Here is a 13,826-nt window from a genome sequence, read left to right on the forward strand (position 1 = left end):
TGCAAGAGAAAAATCTGATTTGTTCGAACTTTTTTCTTGTACAAATTCTGACTTTCATTTATACTATAAAGTGAGGTGACTATATGAAAAAATACACTACAGCACAGAGGCTAAAGCAATTAATGGACGAGCGTGGGTTAAAACAAGTAAAAATTTTGGAGATGTCCAAACCATATCAAGAGGAACTTGATATATATATGTCAAAAAGCTCACTTTCTGAATATGTAAGTGGGAAGTCGAACCCAGATCAACGAAAGCTTACATTATTAGCTAGAACATTAGGTGTAGACGAAACTTGGTTAATGGGTTATGAAGTAGATAAAGAAAGGGGCATGCTTGAAATTCTAGAAAATGTCGTCTTGAAATCTAATAAGGCTAATAAACAAATTGTAGAAGATGGTCGCAGACAATTCTTAATGCTTGTAGGGGATAAATCCTTAGTTAAAAAGTTTGAAAAGGAAATTAGGGATAATTATATAAATATAGGTAAAACAAATCCATCTTATAGAAGAATTGATGAATGGACTGAAAAATGGCTAGACTCGTTTTACACTACATTTTATTTTGCAGAGGCTCATACTAGGACATTAATTGCAAGATATTATATTATACCTTCCGAAAAAAGAGAACCTGTCGACATTCTCTTGAACTCACTTTCGAATTATTTAATTGAAGATACACAATTAGAATCTATTTACGGAGTTAGTGGTACAGTCCACATAGAAGAAGACTAACCCCTGACCGTAATTGTCATTAAACTATAAACCAATCTAACGCCCTGATGCTTGCCTGCTGATGTTAGAAAGGTTTTAAAATGAAAATTACAGAATACAAAAAGAATAATGGTACTATCGTTTACCGTTCACAAGTTTATTTAGGTATCGATGTTGTTACTGGTAAGGAAATAAAGACTAGATTAACCGCTCGTACTAAGAAAGAACTCAAACTGCTAGCAAAGCAAAAACAAAACGAGTTCATAAGAAATGGATCTACAGTCCATAGTGAAATTAAAATCAAAAGCTACAAAGAACTTACTGACTTATGGTGGAATAGTTACAAGAATACTGTGAAACCAAACACGGTTGGCAGTGTCTCATTGCTACTTAAAAACCATATTATCCCAACTTTTGGAGACTATAAGCTTGATAAGATAACAACTCCATTAATTCAAAATAAGGTCAATAAATGGGCAGATAAAGCCAATAATAATGAGTCTGGTGCTTTTGCTCACTACGACAAATTACATGCTTTAAACAAGCGTATATTGCAATATGGAGTAACTATGCAACTGCTGGATAATAACCCAGCATTAAACGTTGTCTTGCCTCGTAAGAAAAAGAGAGAAAAAACTAGTCTGAAGTATTTTGATAATACTGAATTGAAAAAGTTCCTTGATTATTTGGATGGTCTTAATCAATCAAATTACAGACATCATTTTGAAGTTACTCTATACAAGTTTTTATTGGCAACTGGATGCAGAATAAATGAAGCTTTGGCTTTAAGTTGGTCTGACATTGACCTTGAGAGCTCAAGTTTATCCATTACAAAGACACTTAACCGTTATGTTGAAGTAAATACCCCTAAGTCACAAGCTAGTATCAGAACTATTGATATAGATAAGGCTACCGTCCTAATGTTAAAACAATACCGAAACAGACAAAGGATTCAAGGTCTTGAAATTGGACTTGTACCAGATATTGTTTTCTCTGATTTTATTAATAAGCATGTTAACGATCAGACGCTTTATACAAGACTAAGAACACACTTCAAACGAGCTGGGGTTTCCAATATTGGATTCCATGGCTTTAGGCATACACATGCAACCTTACTTTATAATGCTGGTATTGACCCTAAGACTCTCCAACATCGACTTGGTCATTCTACAATCTCAATGACATTGGATACTTATTCTCACTTATCAAAAGAGAACGCAAAAAAAGCCGTCTCATTTTTCGAAACGGCAGTTAATTCACTATAACTCAGCTAAAATCGAAGCTAAGTGTAAAATATCAAAAGTTAACATCAAAAAAAGCCTATTAAATAGGCTTTTAAAGTGTTTAATGTAAGAATTAAAGCATTTTGTTGTAGAACTCAACGACAAGTGCTTCGTTGATTTCTGGGTTGATTTCATCACGTTCAGGAAGGCGAGTTAATGAACCTTCAAGTTTTTCAGCGTCGAATGATACGAAAGCTGGGCGTCCAAGAGTTGCTTCAACAGCTTCAAGGATTGCAGGTACTTTCATTGATTTTTCGCGAACTGAGATCACTTGACCAGCTTCAACACGGTATGAAGGGATATCAACACGTTTGCCATCAACAAGGATGTGTCCGTGGTTAACGAATTGACGTGCTTGACGACGAGTAGTTGCAAGACCTAGACGGTAAACAACGTTGTCAAGACGACGTTCTAAAAGAACCATGAAGTTGAAACCAAGAGTTCCTTCTTTGATTTTAGTAGCTTGTACGAACAAGTTACGGAATTGTTTTTCACCTAAACCATAAGAAAAACGTAATTTTTGTTTTTCAGCAAGTTGTAAACCGTACTCAGAAAGTTTGCTACGGTTGTTAGGACCGTGTTGACCTGGTACGTAGTTACGACGTGCTAATTCTTTACCTGTACCTGTTAGGGATAAACCTAAACGGCGTGATTGTTTCCATGATGGACCAGTATAACGTGACATATTAAATGTCCTCCTCTAATGAATTTGAGGAAATAACTGTTTGAAAAATCCTGATTCGTGCAGGGGGTTTTCGCCTAAACAGCAAAGGTTACTTGAATAGATAACCACCTGTTGACGAGCTTCATATTTTTCTGCTATTATTTCGCACAAAGTATATTATAACATCTTTAAAGGCTTCTGTAAATCACTTTTTTAATATTTTAAATATCAATTTTTCTTGGAAATAAAAGAGTTTTCCTCAATTTCTTGGCTCAACGAAAAAACAACCCACTGGGTTAACTCGCTCTCAAATTTTAAGGCTCGTTTAAAAACCAGTCCACTCTGTGGCGTTTCGCTGACAATTGCTTGGCTCAACGAACAAAGAGCCCACCTCAGTTGCGTCTCGCTTACCAATTTCTTGGCTCAACGAAAAAACAACCCACTGGGTTGTTTTTTTAATCCATATATCTAATCAATGTTTTTTCGGTTAGGATGTCTGAATAGGTGTAAGACTCCACGTAAGTGTTGTTGTAGCCTCCTGGTTGGTCTGCGTTGTCATTGTATTCAATGATAAACAAGGAGCTGTAAACTTCGATTAAACGACCAATTTTATTTTTTTCTCGTTTACGGCCATTTTCCAAGGTTAATTCTACTAATTGACCTTCGTGGGCTTTGATTTCTTCTTTGATTTTCTTCATCTTGGCAACATCTGCAAATGCATCACTCATAATTTTATCCTCTTATCTCTCTTCAAATTGGGCAATTGTTGAAAACTTGTTATATTCTTTTTGGAACATCAGTTTGACGGTACCACGCGCACCAGACCGGTTTTTCTCCAAAATAACTTCAATAGTGTTATCTTCAATTGCATCTTCAGGGTCTTCCCCTTCTTTACGGTAGTAATCGTCACGATATAAAAAGGCAACGATATCGGCATCTTGTTCGATAGATCCTGATTCACGGATATCTGACAAAACAGGACGTTTATCTTGACGCTGTTCCACACCACGGGAAAGCTGACTTAGGGCAATAACAGGAACTTTGAGTTCTTTGGCCAAAATTTTTAATTGGCGAGAAATATCTGAAACCTCTTGTTGACGGTTTTCTGGCTTGGTTCCCGTAATTAACTGGAGATAGTCGATCACGATAAGTCCAAGGCCACCTTCAATTTCCTGCGCTAATTTCCGCGAACGTGCTCGAATTTCAGTAATCTTAATCCCAGGAGTATCATCGATGTAGATTGGCGCCTCTGCCAAAGCTCCTTGGGCAATAGTCACATTGTTCCAATCTTGCTCTGTCAACTGACCTGTTCTCAAGCTATGAGAATCAACCATCCCTTCTGCCGCCAACATCCGGTCAACTAAACTTTCTGCACCCATTTCTAATGAAAAAATAGCTACCGCTTGTTTTTGCTTAGTCCCCACATTCTGAGCAATGTTCAGAACAAAAGCAGTTTTACCAACTGCAGGCCGAGCTGCTAAAATAATGAGTTGATCAGGGTGTAAACCTGTTGTAATCTTGTCAAGGTCTCTAAAGCCTGTTGGTAAACCAGTAACATCCGTTGTTTGCTTAGACCTGATTTCAAGGTTTTCATAATTAACTTTTAAAACATCAGAAATTTTTCTAAAGCCACTACGATTACTATGCTCATTGATTTCAATCAAGGCTTTTTCAGCGCCAGCAATAATATCTTCTGAATCTGAGGAACCTTCATAGGCTAGGTTGACAGTATCTGTCAACCTAGAAATGATATCTCGCAACATAGCCTTCTCAGCAACTATTTTAGCGTAGTACTCAGCATTGGCACTGGTTGGTACACTATTGACAAGTTCGACAATGTAAGACAAGCCACCAATGTTCTGTAAGTCACCTTGGTCATCTAAAATGGTACGAACAGTCGTTGCATCAATAGCATCATTGCGATCACTGAGGGTAATCATTGCCCGAAAAATAATTTTATGTGAATATTTATAAAAGTCGTCAGGACCAACAAATTCACGAACAGTAATTAGTTTGTCCGGCGAAATAAATATTGAGCCTAGGACAGACTGTTCTGCCAACAAATCTTGCGGCTGAACCCTTAATTCTGGTACTTCAGGCAATTTTTACGCCTCCTTTTCTAAATCAATTTGTTAACTAGGCTTGATCAACTTTCAATTTTATTTCAGCCTTAACTTCTTTATGTAATTTAACTGGAACCTCGATGAGTCCAATTGCTCTAATAGGATGGTCCATTTCAATATGTCTTTTATCAACAGTAATATTAAATTGTTTTTTCAATTCTTCTGAAATTTTCTTAGCTGTGATTGAACCAAAAGTACGTCCGTCTGGACCAACTTTTTCACTGAAAACAACCAATGTTTTATCATCTTCTAAGGCTTTTTTAGTTGCCTGAGCTTCAGCTAAAATTTCAGCTTGAGCCTTTTCTTCAGATTTTTGTTTTCCTTTTAGCTCACCGATTGTTTGGCTTGTTGCTTCTTTAGCCAGATTTTTCTTAATTAAAAAGTTTTGGGCGTAGCCATTAGGTACTTCTTTAATCTGGCCTTTTTTTCCTTTACCTTTAACATCTTCTAAAAAAATAACTTTCATTTATTCTACCTCACTTGTTTCTCTTATGGTGTTCTCAATTGTCTCAATCAACAATTGTTTCACATCATCAAACTTCATATTTTCAATTTGACAAGCTGCTAAGTTAAAGTGACCACCGCCACCTAATTTTTCCATCATACGTTGAACATTGATTTTACTTCTACTTCGAGCCGAAATGACAAATCTATCCTCTTTAACCTGAACCATGGCAAAACTAGCTTCGACTCCTGCCATTGACAACATGGTGTCAGCTGCTTTACTAGCGATAACATTGGAGTAAAGTTGATTTTCAATACCAGTACCGACAATAATGTTGTCACAAATTTTTTGGCCTCTAAGAATAATTTCATTAACTTGCTTATACTCTGTAAAGTCAGTAGCTGAAATTTGTTGAATTTCCACACTGTCACTTCCTTTATTACGAAGATAACTAGCAACGTCAAAAGTCCTGCTTGTAACCCGCGTAGAGAAGTTTTTCGTGTCTAACATAATTCCAGCCATCAAAATACTTGCTTGAATTTTACTTAGTTTTTTCTTATCATTCTGGAATTGAATCAATTCTGTCACTAACTCAGCTGCACTACTTGCACCACTCTCAATAAAGGTCAAGATGGCATTTTCAGGGAAATCATCATCTCGGCGATGGTGATCGACGACGATAACATCTTCAAACATATCGTAAAATTCTTTTGATAATGTCAATGATATTTTAGAGTGGTCAACCATGACCAAAAGTGAATTCTTAGTGACGAGTCTCATTGCGTGTGAAACACTTATCAAGCGTGTTTTACCGTCAGCTTGTAATCGCTCAATAGCTCTTTCGATATCGTGTCCCAACTCATCAGGATCATAGACTGCGAAGCTATTCTCAATAATATTACCCGCAAAGAATTGCATCCCGACTGATGCCCCTAAGGCGTCCATATCAAGCCGTTTATGGCCGATAATAAAGACATTATCAACAGTTTTTATGCGGTCAGAAATGGCAGTCATCATTGCCCTTGTCCGTGTCCGAGAGCGTTTAACAGTAGAGACAGAGCCTCCACCAAAGTAAATCGGATTTTTACCTTCCTCGTTTTCTCGGATAACCGTTTGGTCTCCACCGCGTACCAAGGCAATGTTGAGATTTTCTAAAGCAACTTGACCAATTTGGTCATGGAATTTTTGACCAAAAGAGATTCCCATACTTAAGGTTAAGCGTAATTGTTTTTCCTGAGCTTCTTTCCTAAAGGTTTCTAAAATAGCAAACTTATTATCCATTAATTCTTTCAAATTTTGATAGTCTGTAAAGAAATAATAGCGGTCCATATTGACACGACGATAGAAAATATGTCGTGTATCCATGAAATTAGCGATAAAGTTAGCAACAAAACTATTCACTTTTGAAATATCAGCATCTGTAAGATTGTCAGTAATCTCATCATAATTATCAATGGAGATAATACCAACAACAGGTCTTAGCATGCTGGCATCCACTGTTTGACGGTTACCAATAAATGCATCAAAGAAGTAGAAAACACCAGCAGCCTCATCAAGATAAGAAGTGTAACGGTTGCCTGAAATCTCAAAAGTTTGTGAAATTTCTCCTTGACGTTTATCTGTCAATATTTTCTGGATAGCTTGATCCTGAAAAACACCTTCTTCACTTGTGAAAATTAATTCTGCGTAGGGATTAAACCACTCGACTAAGTTATTTTCTTTATCAAACTGAATCACACCGACAGGCATCTTATCCAACAAGGATTTTAAGTTGTTTTCAGTTTGTTCGTTTAATAATTCAATATGATCTAAATCGGATAATTCATAGACCTTTTTTTGATACCAAAGTAAGGACATGCTAAATAAGAGCACAAGAAAAATAGCAAACAAAGTTAAAATTTTTGATTGCATGAATGCTACACAAAGTGCTAATAATCCAAATAAAGTTAACCCCATCAACATAAGATGGATGGTTTCAAAACGAAATCTTTTCATCCTATAACCTCTTAAGCAAATATTATACCACAAAAAAGCCCTGAAAAACAGAGCTGTATGTGTCTGATAAGGTTACATTTTCATGACTTAAGGCATCTTTCTTCTAGCCTTACCATTTCCTTCGATGTAAACCATAAGAATTGAAATATCCGCAGGATTAACCCCTGAAATCCGACTAGCTTGACCAATCGTTTCTGGGTTAATTTTCTTGAATTTTTGACGGGCTTCAGTGGCAATAGAATCAATAGCATCCCAATCGATATTTTTGGGAATCCGCTTCTCTTCCATCCGTTTCATTTTTGCAACTTGATCCAAGGCTTTATTAATATAACCTTCGTATTTAATTTCTGTCTCAAGAAGCTCAATAATTTTCGAATCCAAATCTTCACTTGCTGGGCCAACAAAAGAGACGGCAGTCGCATAATCGATTTCTGGACGACGCATAAATTCTTTAGCCGTCATCGCATCTGTCAATGGCTTAAAACCTAAGGCTTGAACCTGTTCATTAGTTTCTTTGATTGGTTTTAACTTGATACTATTTAGTCTCTTCAACTCTGTATCAAACTGATTTTTCTTAATCTCAAAACTTGCCCAGCGCTCATCATCAACCAAACCAATCATACGTCCAATTTCAGTTAGACGCATATCAGCATTGTCATGACGTAAAATCAAGCGATACTCAGCACGAGATGTCAACAGACGGTATGGCTCTAATGTCCCTTTGGTCACCAAATCGTCGATCATAACCCCGATATAGGCATCACTTCTTTTGAGAATTAGTTCCGGTTTACCTTGCACTTTCAGAGCAGCGTTGATCCCGGCTACAATCCCTTGCCCTGCAGCTTCTTCGTAACCAGATGTCCCGTTGGTCTGACCAGCTGTAAAGAGGCCAGAAATAACTTTGGTCTCAAGCGTTGCGCGAAGTTGATGAGGAAGGACAATATCATATTCAATGGCATAACCAGTCCGCATCATTTCGGCATTTTCTAAACCTTTAATCGAGTGAATCAGTTCTTTTTGAACATCTTCTGGTAAACTGGTTGACAAACCTTGAACGTAAACTTCCTCAGTGTCTCGTCCTTCCGGTTCTAAGAACAATTGATGGCGCTCTTTGTCGGCAAAGCGGACAATCTTATCTTCAATAGACGGACAATAACGTGGACCAACACCCTTTACAATACCTGAAAACATTGGAGCACGGTAGAGGTTTTTATTGATAATATCGTGACTGTTTTGATTGGTATAAGTCAACCAACATGGAATTTGATCTTGTAAGTAATCCTCATCTTTAGACATAAATGAAAAATGATTAGGTTTACTATCTCCAGGTTGAATTTCTGTTTGATCATAATCAATTGACGATGCCTTGACACGTGGAGGTGTTCCAGTTTTAAAGCGACCAATTTCAAGCCCAAGTTTTTTTAAGTTATCTGCCAAAGTTACAGAAGCTAAACTATTGTTAGGACCTGAAGAATATTTCAATTCTCCTAGAATAATTTCACCGCGTAAAGCAGTCCCAGTTGTCACAATAACGGCTTTCGCAGCAAACTTTTGACCCGTCGCTGTCAAGACACCGACAACTTGATTGTCTTCAACTAAGACATCATCAATCATGCTTTGACGCAGGGTCAGATTTTCTTGCTTTTCAACCGTATGTTTCATCTCACGAGCATATAAAGTTTTATCAGCTTGTGCTCGTAAAGCACGGACAGCTGGACCTTTCCCTGTATTCAACATTTTCATTTGAATATAGGTTTTATCAATATTCTTGCCCATCTCACCACCGAGTGCATCAATTTCACGAACAACAATTCCTTTTGCTGACCCACCAATCGACGGATTACAAGGCATAAAAGCAAGCATATCTAAATTAATTGTGGCAAGCAATGTTTTACAACCCATACGGGCAGCAGCTAAACTCGCTTCAACACCTGCGTGACCTGCACCTACAACAATAACGTCATAGGATTCTGTAAATTCATGTACCATTTTTTTCCTCTTTTACTTATTAATAACGTGTTTTAATTGACCATTCCAATTTGGCAACTCCGTTTTCAAAAATTCTGGAACCAAATCAATTTCATCCAGTTTGTTTATCTCAACCCATTCACAGACTTGAACTTTAGAACCTTCTTGCATTTTCAAGTCTGGTTCTTCCTTTGGAGAAACGATATAATGAAATTCAATATTGTGCCAGCTTACATCTTCTTCGAAAAAATAATTTTCGACGATAAATGCTAATCTATCAATTACAACATCAATACCAACTTCTTCCTTTGTTTCACGTGAAACAGCACTTTCGGTTGTTTCCCCTATTTTTACAGCCCCACCTAATGGATAATAGCGATTATTGCTATCCTTTGTTAGAAAGATTTTCTCATCTTTTATAATCAAAGCAGTCGCTCTAACAGAAGCTACAATATTGTTTAACTTATTTCTAAAATCTAAATCCACAATTTTCTCCTAAAATAAGCAGAAAAATAGCCAAAACCCTCGAAAACTGTACGCCAAAAAGACTTACAATTTCCATGAGCTTTGACCATCATTGAAATATGTTATTAGTATTTTATCAAAATGACTTAAATTGTCAAATATAATTTTAAACAATTCTGTCAATTTAGTTGACAGAGTTGTTAAGATTATTGACGATTATGTAAATTTATTGTCAACGATACATATTAATTTTTCAAGATTCAGATGTCTTAAATATATTGACAGGCTTCTCCATCTTTAAATGCCATGTCAATCATTCCACCACCTAAACATTCATCTCCATCATAAAAGACAACTGCCTGACCTGGAGTGATAGCACGTTGTGGCTCCGCAAAAATAACTTCTGCCTTATCACCTTTAACATGGACTGTAACTTTTGAGTCAGGTTGTCGATATCGGAATTTTGCTGTGCATTCTATAGTGAATTCTTCAGGCATTTGACGTGTAAAGTGAATTGTTGATGCCTTCAGACTCGTTGACATTAATGATTCATGATAGAATCCTTGTCCGACATACAAGATATTTTCTTTAAGGTCTTTTCCGACAACGAACCAAGGTTGATTGTCACCACCATGTTGTCCTCCAATACCTAATCCTCCACGTTGACCAATAGTATAGTACATGAGTCCCGCATGTTCACCCATGTCACGTCCATCAACAGTCATCATTCTACCCTTTTGTGCTGGTAAGTATTGACTCAAAAATTGTTTGAAGTTCTTCTCACCGATAAAGCAAATACCAGTTGAATCCTTTTTTTTTAGCTGTAGCTAGTCCTGCTCGCTCTGCAATTTCCCGAACCTGAGGCTTTTGTAAGTGCCCCAAAGGGAATAAGGTTTTTTGTAATTGTTCTTGCGACAACTGACTTAGGAAATAAGTTTGATCTTTCCCATTGTCGGCACCTCGCAACATATGAACGATACCATCTTGATCACGGTCTACTTGCGCATAATGACCAGTTGCGACATAATCAGCACCTAAGTTCATAGCATAATCAAGAAATGCTTTGAATTTAATTTCTTTATTACACATAACATCTGGATTTGGTGTACGCCCTGCACGATACTCAGCCAAAAAGTATTCAAAAACTCTATCCCAATACTCTTTTTCAAAGTTGACAGAGTAATATGGAATACCAATTTGGTCAGCTACAGCTGCCACATCCTTATAATCCTCTGTTGCTGTACAGACACCGAATTCATCAGTATCATCCCAATTTTTCATGAAAACGCCAATGACATCATAACCCTGCTCTTTTAATAAAAGGCTGTTACCGATGAATCAACGCCACCACTCATGCCGACAACGACACGTGTTTTTGACTTATCTGTCATAAAAGTCTCCCATCTTTTCGTTTAACGTACGATTTGAAGGTCGTCGTTTTCAAAAGTCGATTTGAAGGTCGATTTTGAAGCGTCTTTAACGCAAAGTCTATTATAACAAGTTATGCCATGAAATCAACTACTTCACACTAGTACTACAATATTATTTTTATAAAATAATATAAATTTCTATAAAAATCTATAAAAAATGAGGAAATTTTCTTATTGTTTGTTATAATAAACCTAAAGTAAAACTTTGGGAGAAATTATGAAAACACAAAAATTTCAATCTGTCTTTGACATCATTGGTCCGGTTATGATTGGTCCTTCAAGTAGTCATACAGCAGGTGCAGTTAGAATAGGAAAGGTTGTCCATTCAATCTTTGGCGAAATTCCAGATGAAGTCACTTTCCATCTCTATAACTCTTTTGCCAAAACTTATCAAGGTCATGGTACTGACAAGGCCTTAGTTGCAGGTATCATGGGAATGGATACAGACAATCCTGACATCAAGAATTCACTGGAAATTGCTCATCAAAGAGGCATCCGGATTTACTGGGACATCTTAAAAGATAGCAATGCTCCTCACCCTAATACTGTAAAGATAACTGTCAAGAAGGGTGATAAAAAGATGAGCATTACAGGGGTGTCAATTGGAGGTGGAAATATCCAAGTAACAGAATTAAACGGTTTTTCTGTTTCACTGTCAATGAATACCCCAACCCTAATCATTGTCCATCAGGATATTCCAGGGATGATTGCACGGGTTACTGATATTTTATCTGAATTTGAGATTAACATCGCTCAAATGAATGTTACTAGAGAAAGTGCTGGCGAAAAAGCCATTATGATTATTGAAGTTGATACTCGTGATTGTCAAGATGCTGTCAATAAAATCGAAAAGATTTCACATTTACACAATGTCAATTTCTTTGACTAGAGGGAAGCAAAAATGTTTTTTACAATAGAAGAGCTTGTTCAACAAGCCGATGAAAAGTTTAATGGCAATGTAGCAGAATTAATGATTGCCACTGAAATGGAAGTTACAGGCCGAACTAGGGATGAGATTATTTACATCATGAGCCGTAACCTAGAGGTGATGAAGGAGTCAGTTGTCAATGGTTTGACACCAAGTAAATCAATTTCTGGTTTGACAGGTGGAGATGCCCTTAAAATGGATATCTATCTCAAATCTGGAAAGTCAATTGCGGATACAACTGTCCTTACTGCTGTTAGAAATGCTATGGCTGTCAATGAGTTAAATGCCAAAATGGGACTAGTATGTGCTACACCTACAGCTGGATCTGCTGGCTGTCTCCCTGCAGTACTGTCAACAGCAATTGACAAACTCAATTTAACTGAAGAAGAACAACTTGATTTCTTGTTTACAGCAGGTGCATTTGGTCTTGTTATTGGTAATAACGCATCTATTTCCGGAGCAGAAGGAGGCTGTCAAGCAGAAGTTGGTTCAGCATCAGCTATGAGTGCAGCTGCCTTAGTAAAAGCAGCTGGTGGAACAGCATTTGAAGCTAGTCAAGCCATTGCTTTTGTTATTAAGAATATGTTGGGACTAATCTGTGATCCCGTAGCAGGCCTTGTAGAAGTCCCATGTGTTAAACGAAATGCTTTAGGTTCAAGCTTTGCAATTATCGCTGCTGATATGGCACTTGCGGGGATAAAATCTCAAATTCCTGTAGATGAAGTTATTGATGCCATGTATCAAGTTGGATCAGCTTTACCAACTGCATTTAGAGAAACAGCAGAAGGTGGTTTAGCAGCAACACCAACTGGTCGACGTTACAGTAAAGAAATTTTTGGTGAGTAAAGCCATGAAAAATCTTTTATTTGATTTAGATGGAACCTTAGTTGATTCTAGTCAAGGAATAATCAATGCCTTTACATATACTTTTACACAGATGAATTTGGAAGTTCCTGATGTCAAAGTTCTGTCAACTTTTATAGGACCACCTCTTGAAACGACATTTGACAATTTCTTTACAGATAAAACACAAGTTGAAATTGCCATCCAGCATTTTAGAGAATTCTATAAAAATGAAGGCGTCTATCAAGTTCACCTTTACAAAGGTATCCCAGAATTGTTGGATAAGCTAAAGTTTTCAGAATATACCCTTTATGTTACCACTAGTAAGCATGAGCCGATGGCTACCCATATGCTAGAAGAATTAGGAATTGACAACTACTTTACAAAAATTTTTGGCTCTATGCCTAATCGTTTTGTTAAAGCAGATGTTGTTAAAGCATGTCTCAAAGAGGAAACATTAGATAGTGACCAAACAGTTATCATTGGTGACACTCAATTTGATATTATTGGTGGAAAAGTGGCCGGAATCAACACACTCGGCGTAACATGGGGATTTGGAACAGAATCAGACTTAATAATAGCTAACGCTGACCAAATTGCTCATAGCCCTGCAGAGATTCCAAACTTGCTATAATGAATCATCAAATTGATAAAACACCACCCAATTATTGGGTGGTTTGTTTGTATTCAACTTTACACTAAAATTTTAAGACTTAAAATGAAGAAAATTATTATAACTGGGTAACTGATTGATAAGATGTCGAAACAGAATTTCTAGGTAAAAGAATTGAAAAATCATTAACCACCCGTCTAAACGGGTGGTTTGAACAAGGGCTATAAGCCCAGAATACAAGCCAGCGTCTAAAGGCGCTGGCTTTCACTTTGTTCAAGCCTTATTGCTCTTGACTCGTCACTTGCCTCTCAAAGAGGCCTTTGTATTACTTGCCACTATCCCTAAAGGGATCTTCA

12 protein-coding genes and 1 pseudogene are annotated in these 13,826 nt (G+C 37.1%); 5 read left to right on the forward strand and 8 right to left on the reverse strand.

Features of this window, described 5'->3' with window-relative positions; all coding sequences use genetic code 11:
• The first annotated feature begins 83 nt into the window (after positions 1-83).
• Together AT575_RS09890 and AT575_RS09895 are read left to right on the forward strand one after the other, a co-directional pair.
• Positions 84-734: a helix-turn-helix domain-containing protein gene (locus AT575_RS09890; protein WP_102778168.1), complete on the forward strand. Its 651-nt coding sequence runs from the start codon at positions 84-86 to the stop codon at positions 732-734.
• Between the two features lie 80 nt (positions 735-814).
• Positions 815-1,978, forward strand: a complete 1,164-nt coding sequence (locus AT575_RS09895) for a tyrosine-type recombinase/integrase (RefSeq protein ID WP_102778169.1) — start codon at positions 815-817, stop codon at positions 1,976-1,978.
• A gap of 91 nt (positions 1,979-2,069) precedes the next feature.
• On the opposite strand, the gene rpsD is transcribed toward AT575_RS09895, so the two are convergent.
• The 8 genes and pseudogenes from rpsD to mnmA form a co-directional block, all read right to left on the reverse strand.
• A complete protein-coding gene (gene rpsD, locus AT575_RS09900) occupies positions 2,070-2,681 on the reverse strand; it encodes a 30S ribosomal protein S4 (protein ID WP_003053152.1) in 612 nt (203 codons plus the stop codon).
• Between the two features lie 434 nt (positions 2,682-3,115).
• Positions 3,116-3,388 (reverse strand): Veg family protein, encoded by a 273-nt coding sequence (locus tag AT575_RS09905; protein ID WP_102778170.1) that lies wholly within the window; start codon positions 3,386-3,388, stop codon positions 3,116-3,118.
• Between the two features lie 12 nt (positions 3,389-3,400).
• Positions 3,401-4,762, reverse strand: a complete 1,362-nt coding sequence (gene dnaB / locus AT575_RS09910) for a replicative DNA helicase (protein WP_102778171.1) — start codon at positions 4,760-4,762, stop codon at positions 3,401-3,403.
• 34 nt (positions 4,763-4,796) lie between these two features.
• Positions 4,797-5,249 carry a 50S ribosomal protein L9 gene (gene rplI, locus AT575_RS09915; RefSeq protein ID WP_102778172.1) on the reverse strand — a complete coding sequence of 151 codons (453 nt, stop codon included), beginning with the start codon at positions 5,247-5,249 and terminating at the stop codon, positions 4,797-4,799.
• Entirely contained in the window at positions 5,250-7,223 is a 1,974-nt protein-coding gene (locus tag AT575_RS09920) for a DHH family phosphoesterase (RefSeq protein WP_102778173.1), read from the reverse strand. It abuts the gene before it with no gap.
• Between the two features lie 87 nt (positions 7,224-7,310).
• Positions 7,311-9,212 (reverse strand): tRNA uridine-5-carboxymethylaminomethyl(34) synthesis enzyme MnmG, encoded by a 1,902-nt coding sequence (gene mnmG / locus AT575_RS09925; protein ID WP_102778174.1) that lies wholly within the window; start codon positions 9,210-9,212, stop codon positions 7,311-7,313.
• Positions 9,213-9,224: 12 nt separating this feature from the next.
• The gene (locus AT575_RS09930) at positions 9,225-9,677 is read right to left on the reverse strand and encodes an NUDIX hydrolase (protein ID WP_102778175.1); all 453 of its coding nucleotides are present in this window, start codon (positions 9,675-9,677) and stop codon (positions 9,225-9,227) included.
• A gap of 248 nt (positions 9,678-9,925) precedes the next feature.
• Positions 9,926-11,047 (reverse strand): annotated as a pseudogene (gene mnmA, locus AT575_RS09935) (tRNA 2-thiouridine(34) synthase MnmA).
• A 256-nt stretch (positions 11,048-11,303) separates the two neighbouring features.
• On the opposite strand from mnmA, the gene sdaAB reads away from it, so the two are divergent.
• The 3 genes from sdaAB to AT575_RS09950 are packed head-to-tail and all read left to right on the forward strand — an operon-like array spanning position 11,304 to position 13,491.
• On the forward strand, positions 11,304-11,975 hold the full coding sequence (gene sdaAB / locus AT575_RS09940) for an L-serine ammonia-lyase, iron-sulfur-dependent subunit beta (RefSeq protein ID WP_102778176.1): 672 nt from the start codon (positions 11,304-11,306) through the stop codon (positions 11,973-11,975).
• 12 nt (positions 11,976-11,987) lie between these two features.
• Complete coding sequence (gene sdaAA, locus AT575_RS09945; RefSeq protein ID WP_102778177.1) at positions 11,988-12,860, forward strand: L-serine ammonia-lyase, iron-sulfur-dependent, subunit alpha; 873 nt, start codon at positions 11,988-11,990, stop codon at positions 12,858-12,860.
• A gap of 4 nt (positions 12,861-12,864) precedes the next feature.
• On the forward strand, positions 12,865-13,491 hold the full coding sequence (locus AT575_RS09950) for an HAD hydrolase-like protein (protein WP_102778184.1): 627 nt from the start codon (positions 12,865-12,867) through the stop codon (positions 13,489-13,491).
• The last annotated feature ends 335 nt before the right edge of the window (positions 13,492-13,826 follow it).

Source organism: Streptococcus penaeicida (genome assembly GCF_002887775.1).
Taxonomy (GTDB): domain Bacteria; phylum Bacillota; class Bacilli; order Lactobacillales; family Streptococcaceae; genus Streptococcus; species Streptococcus penaeicida.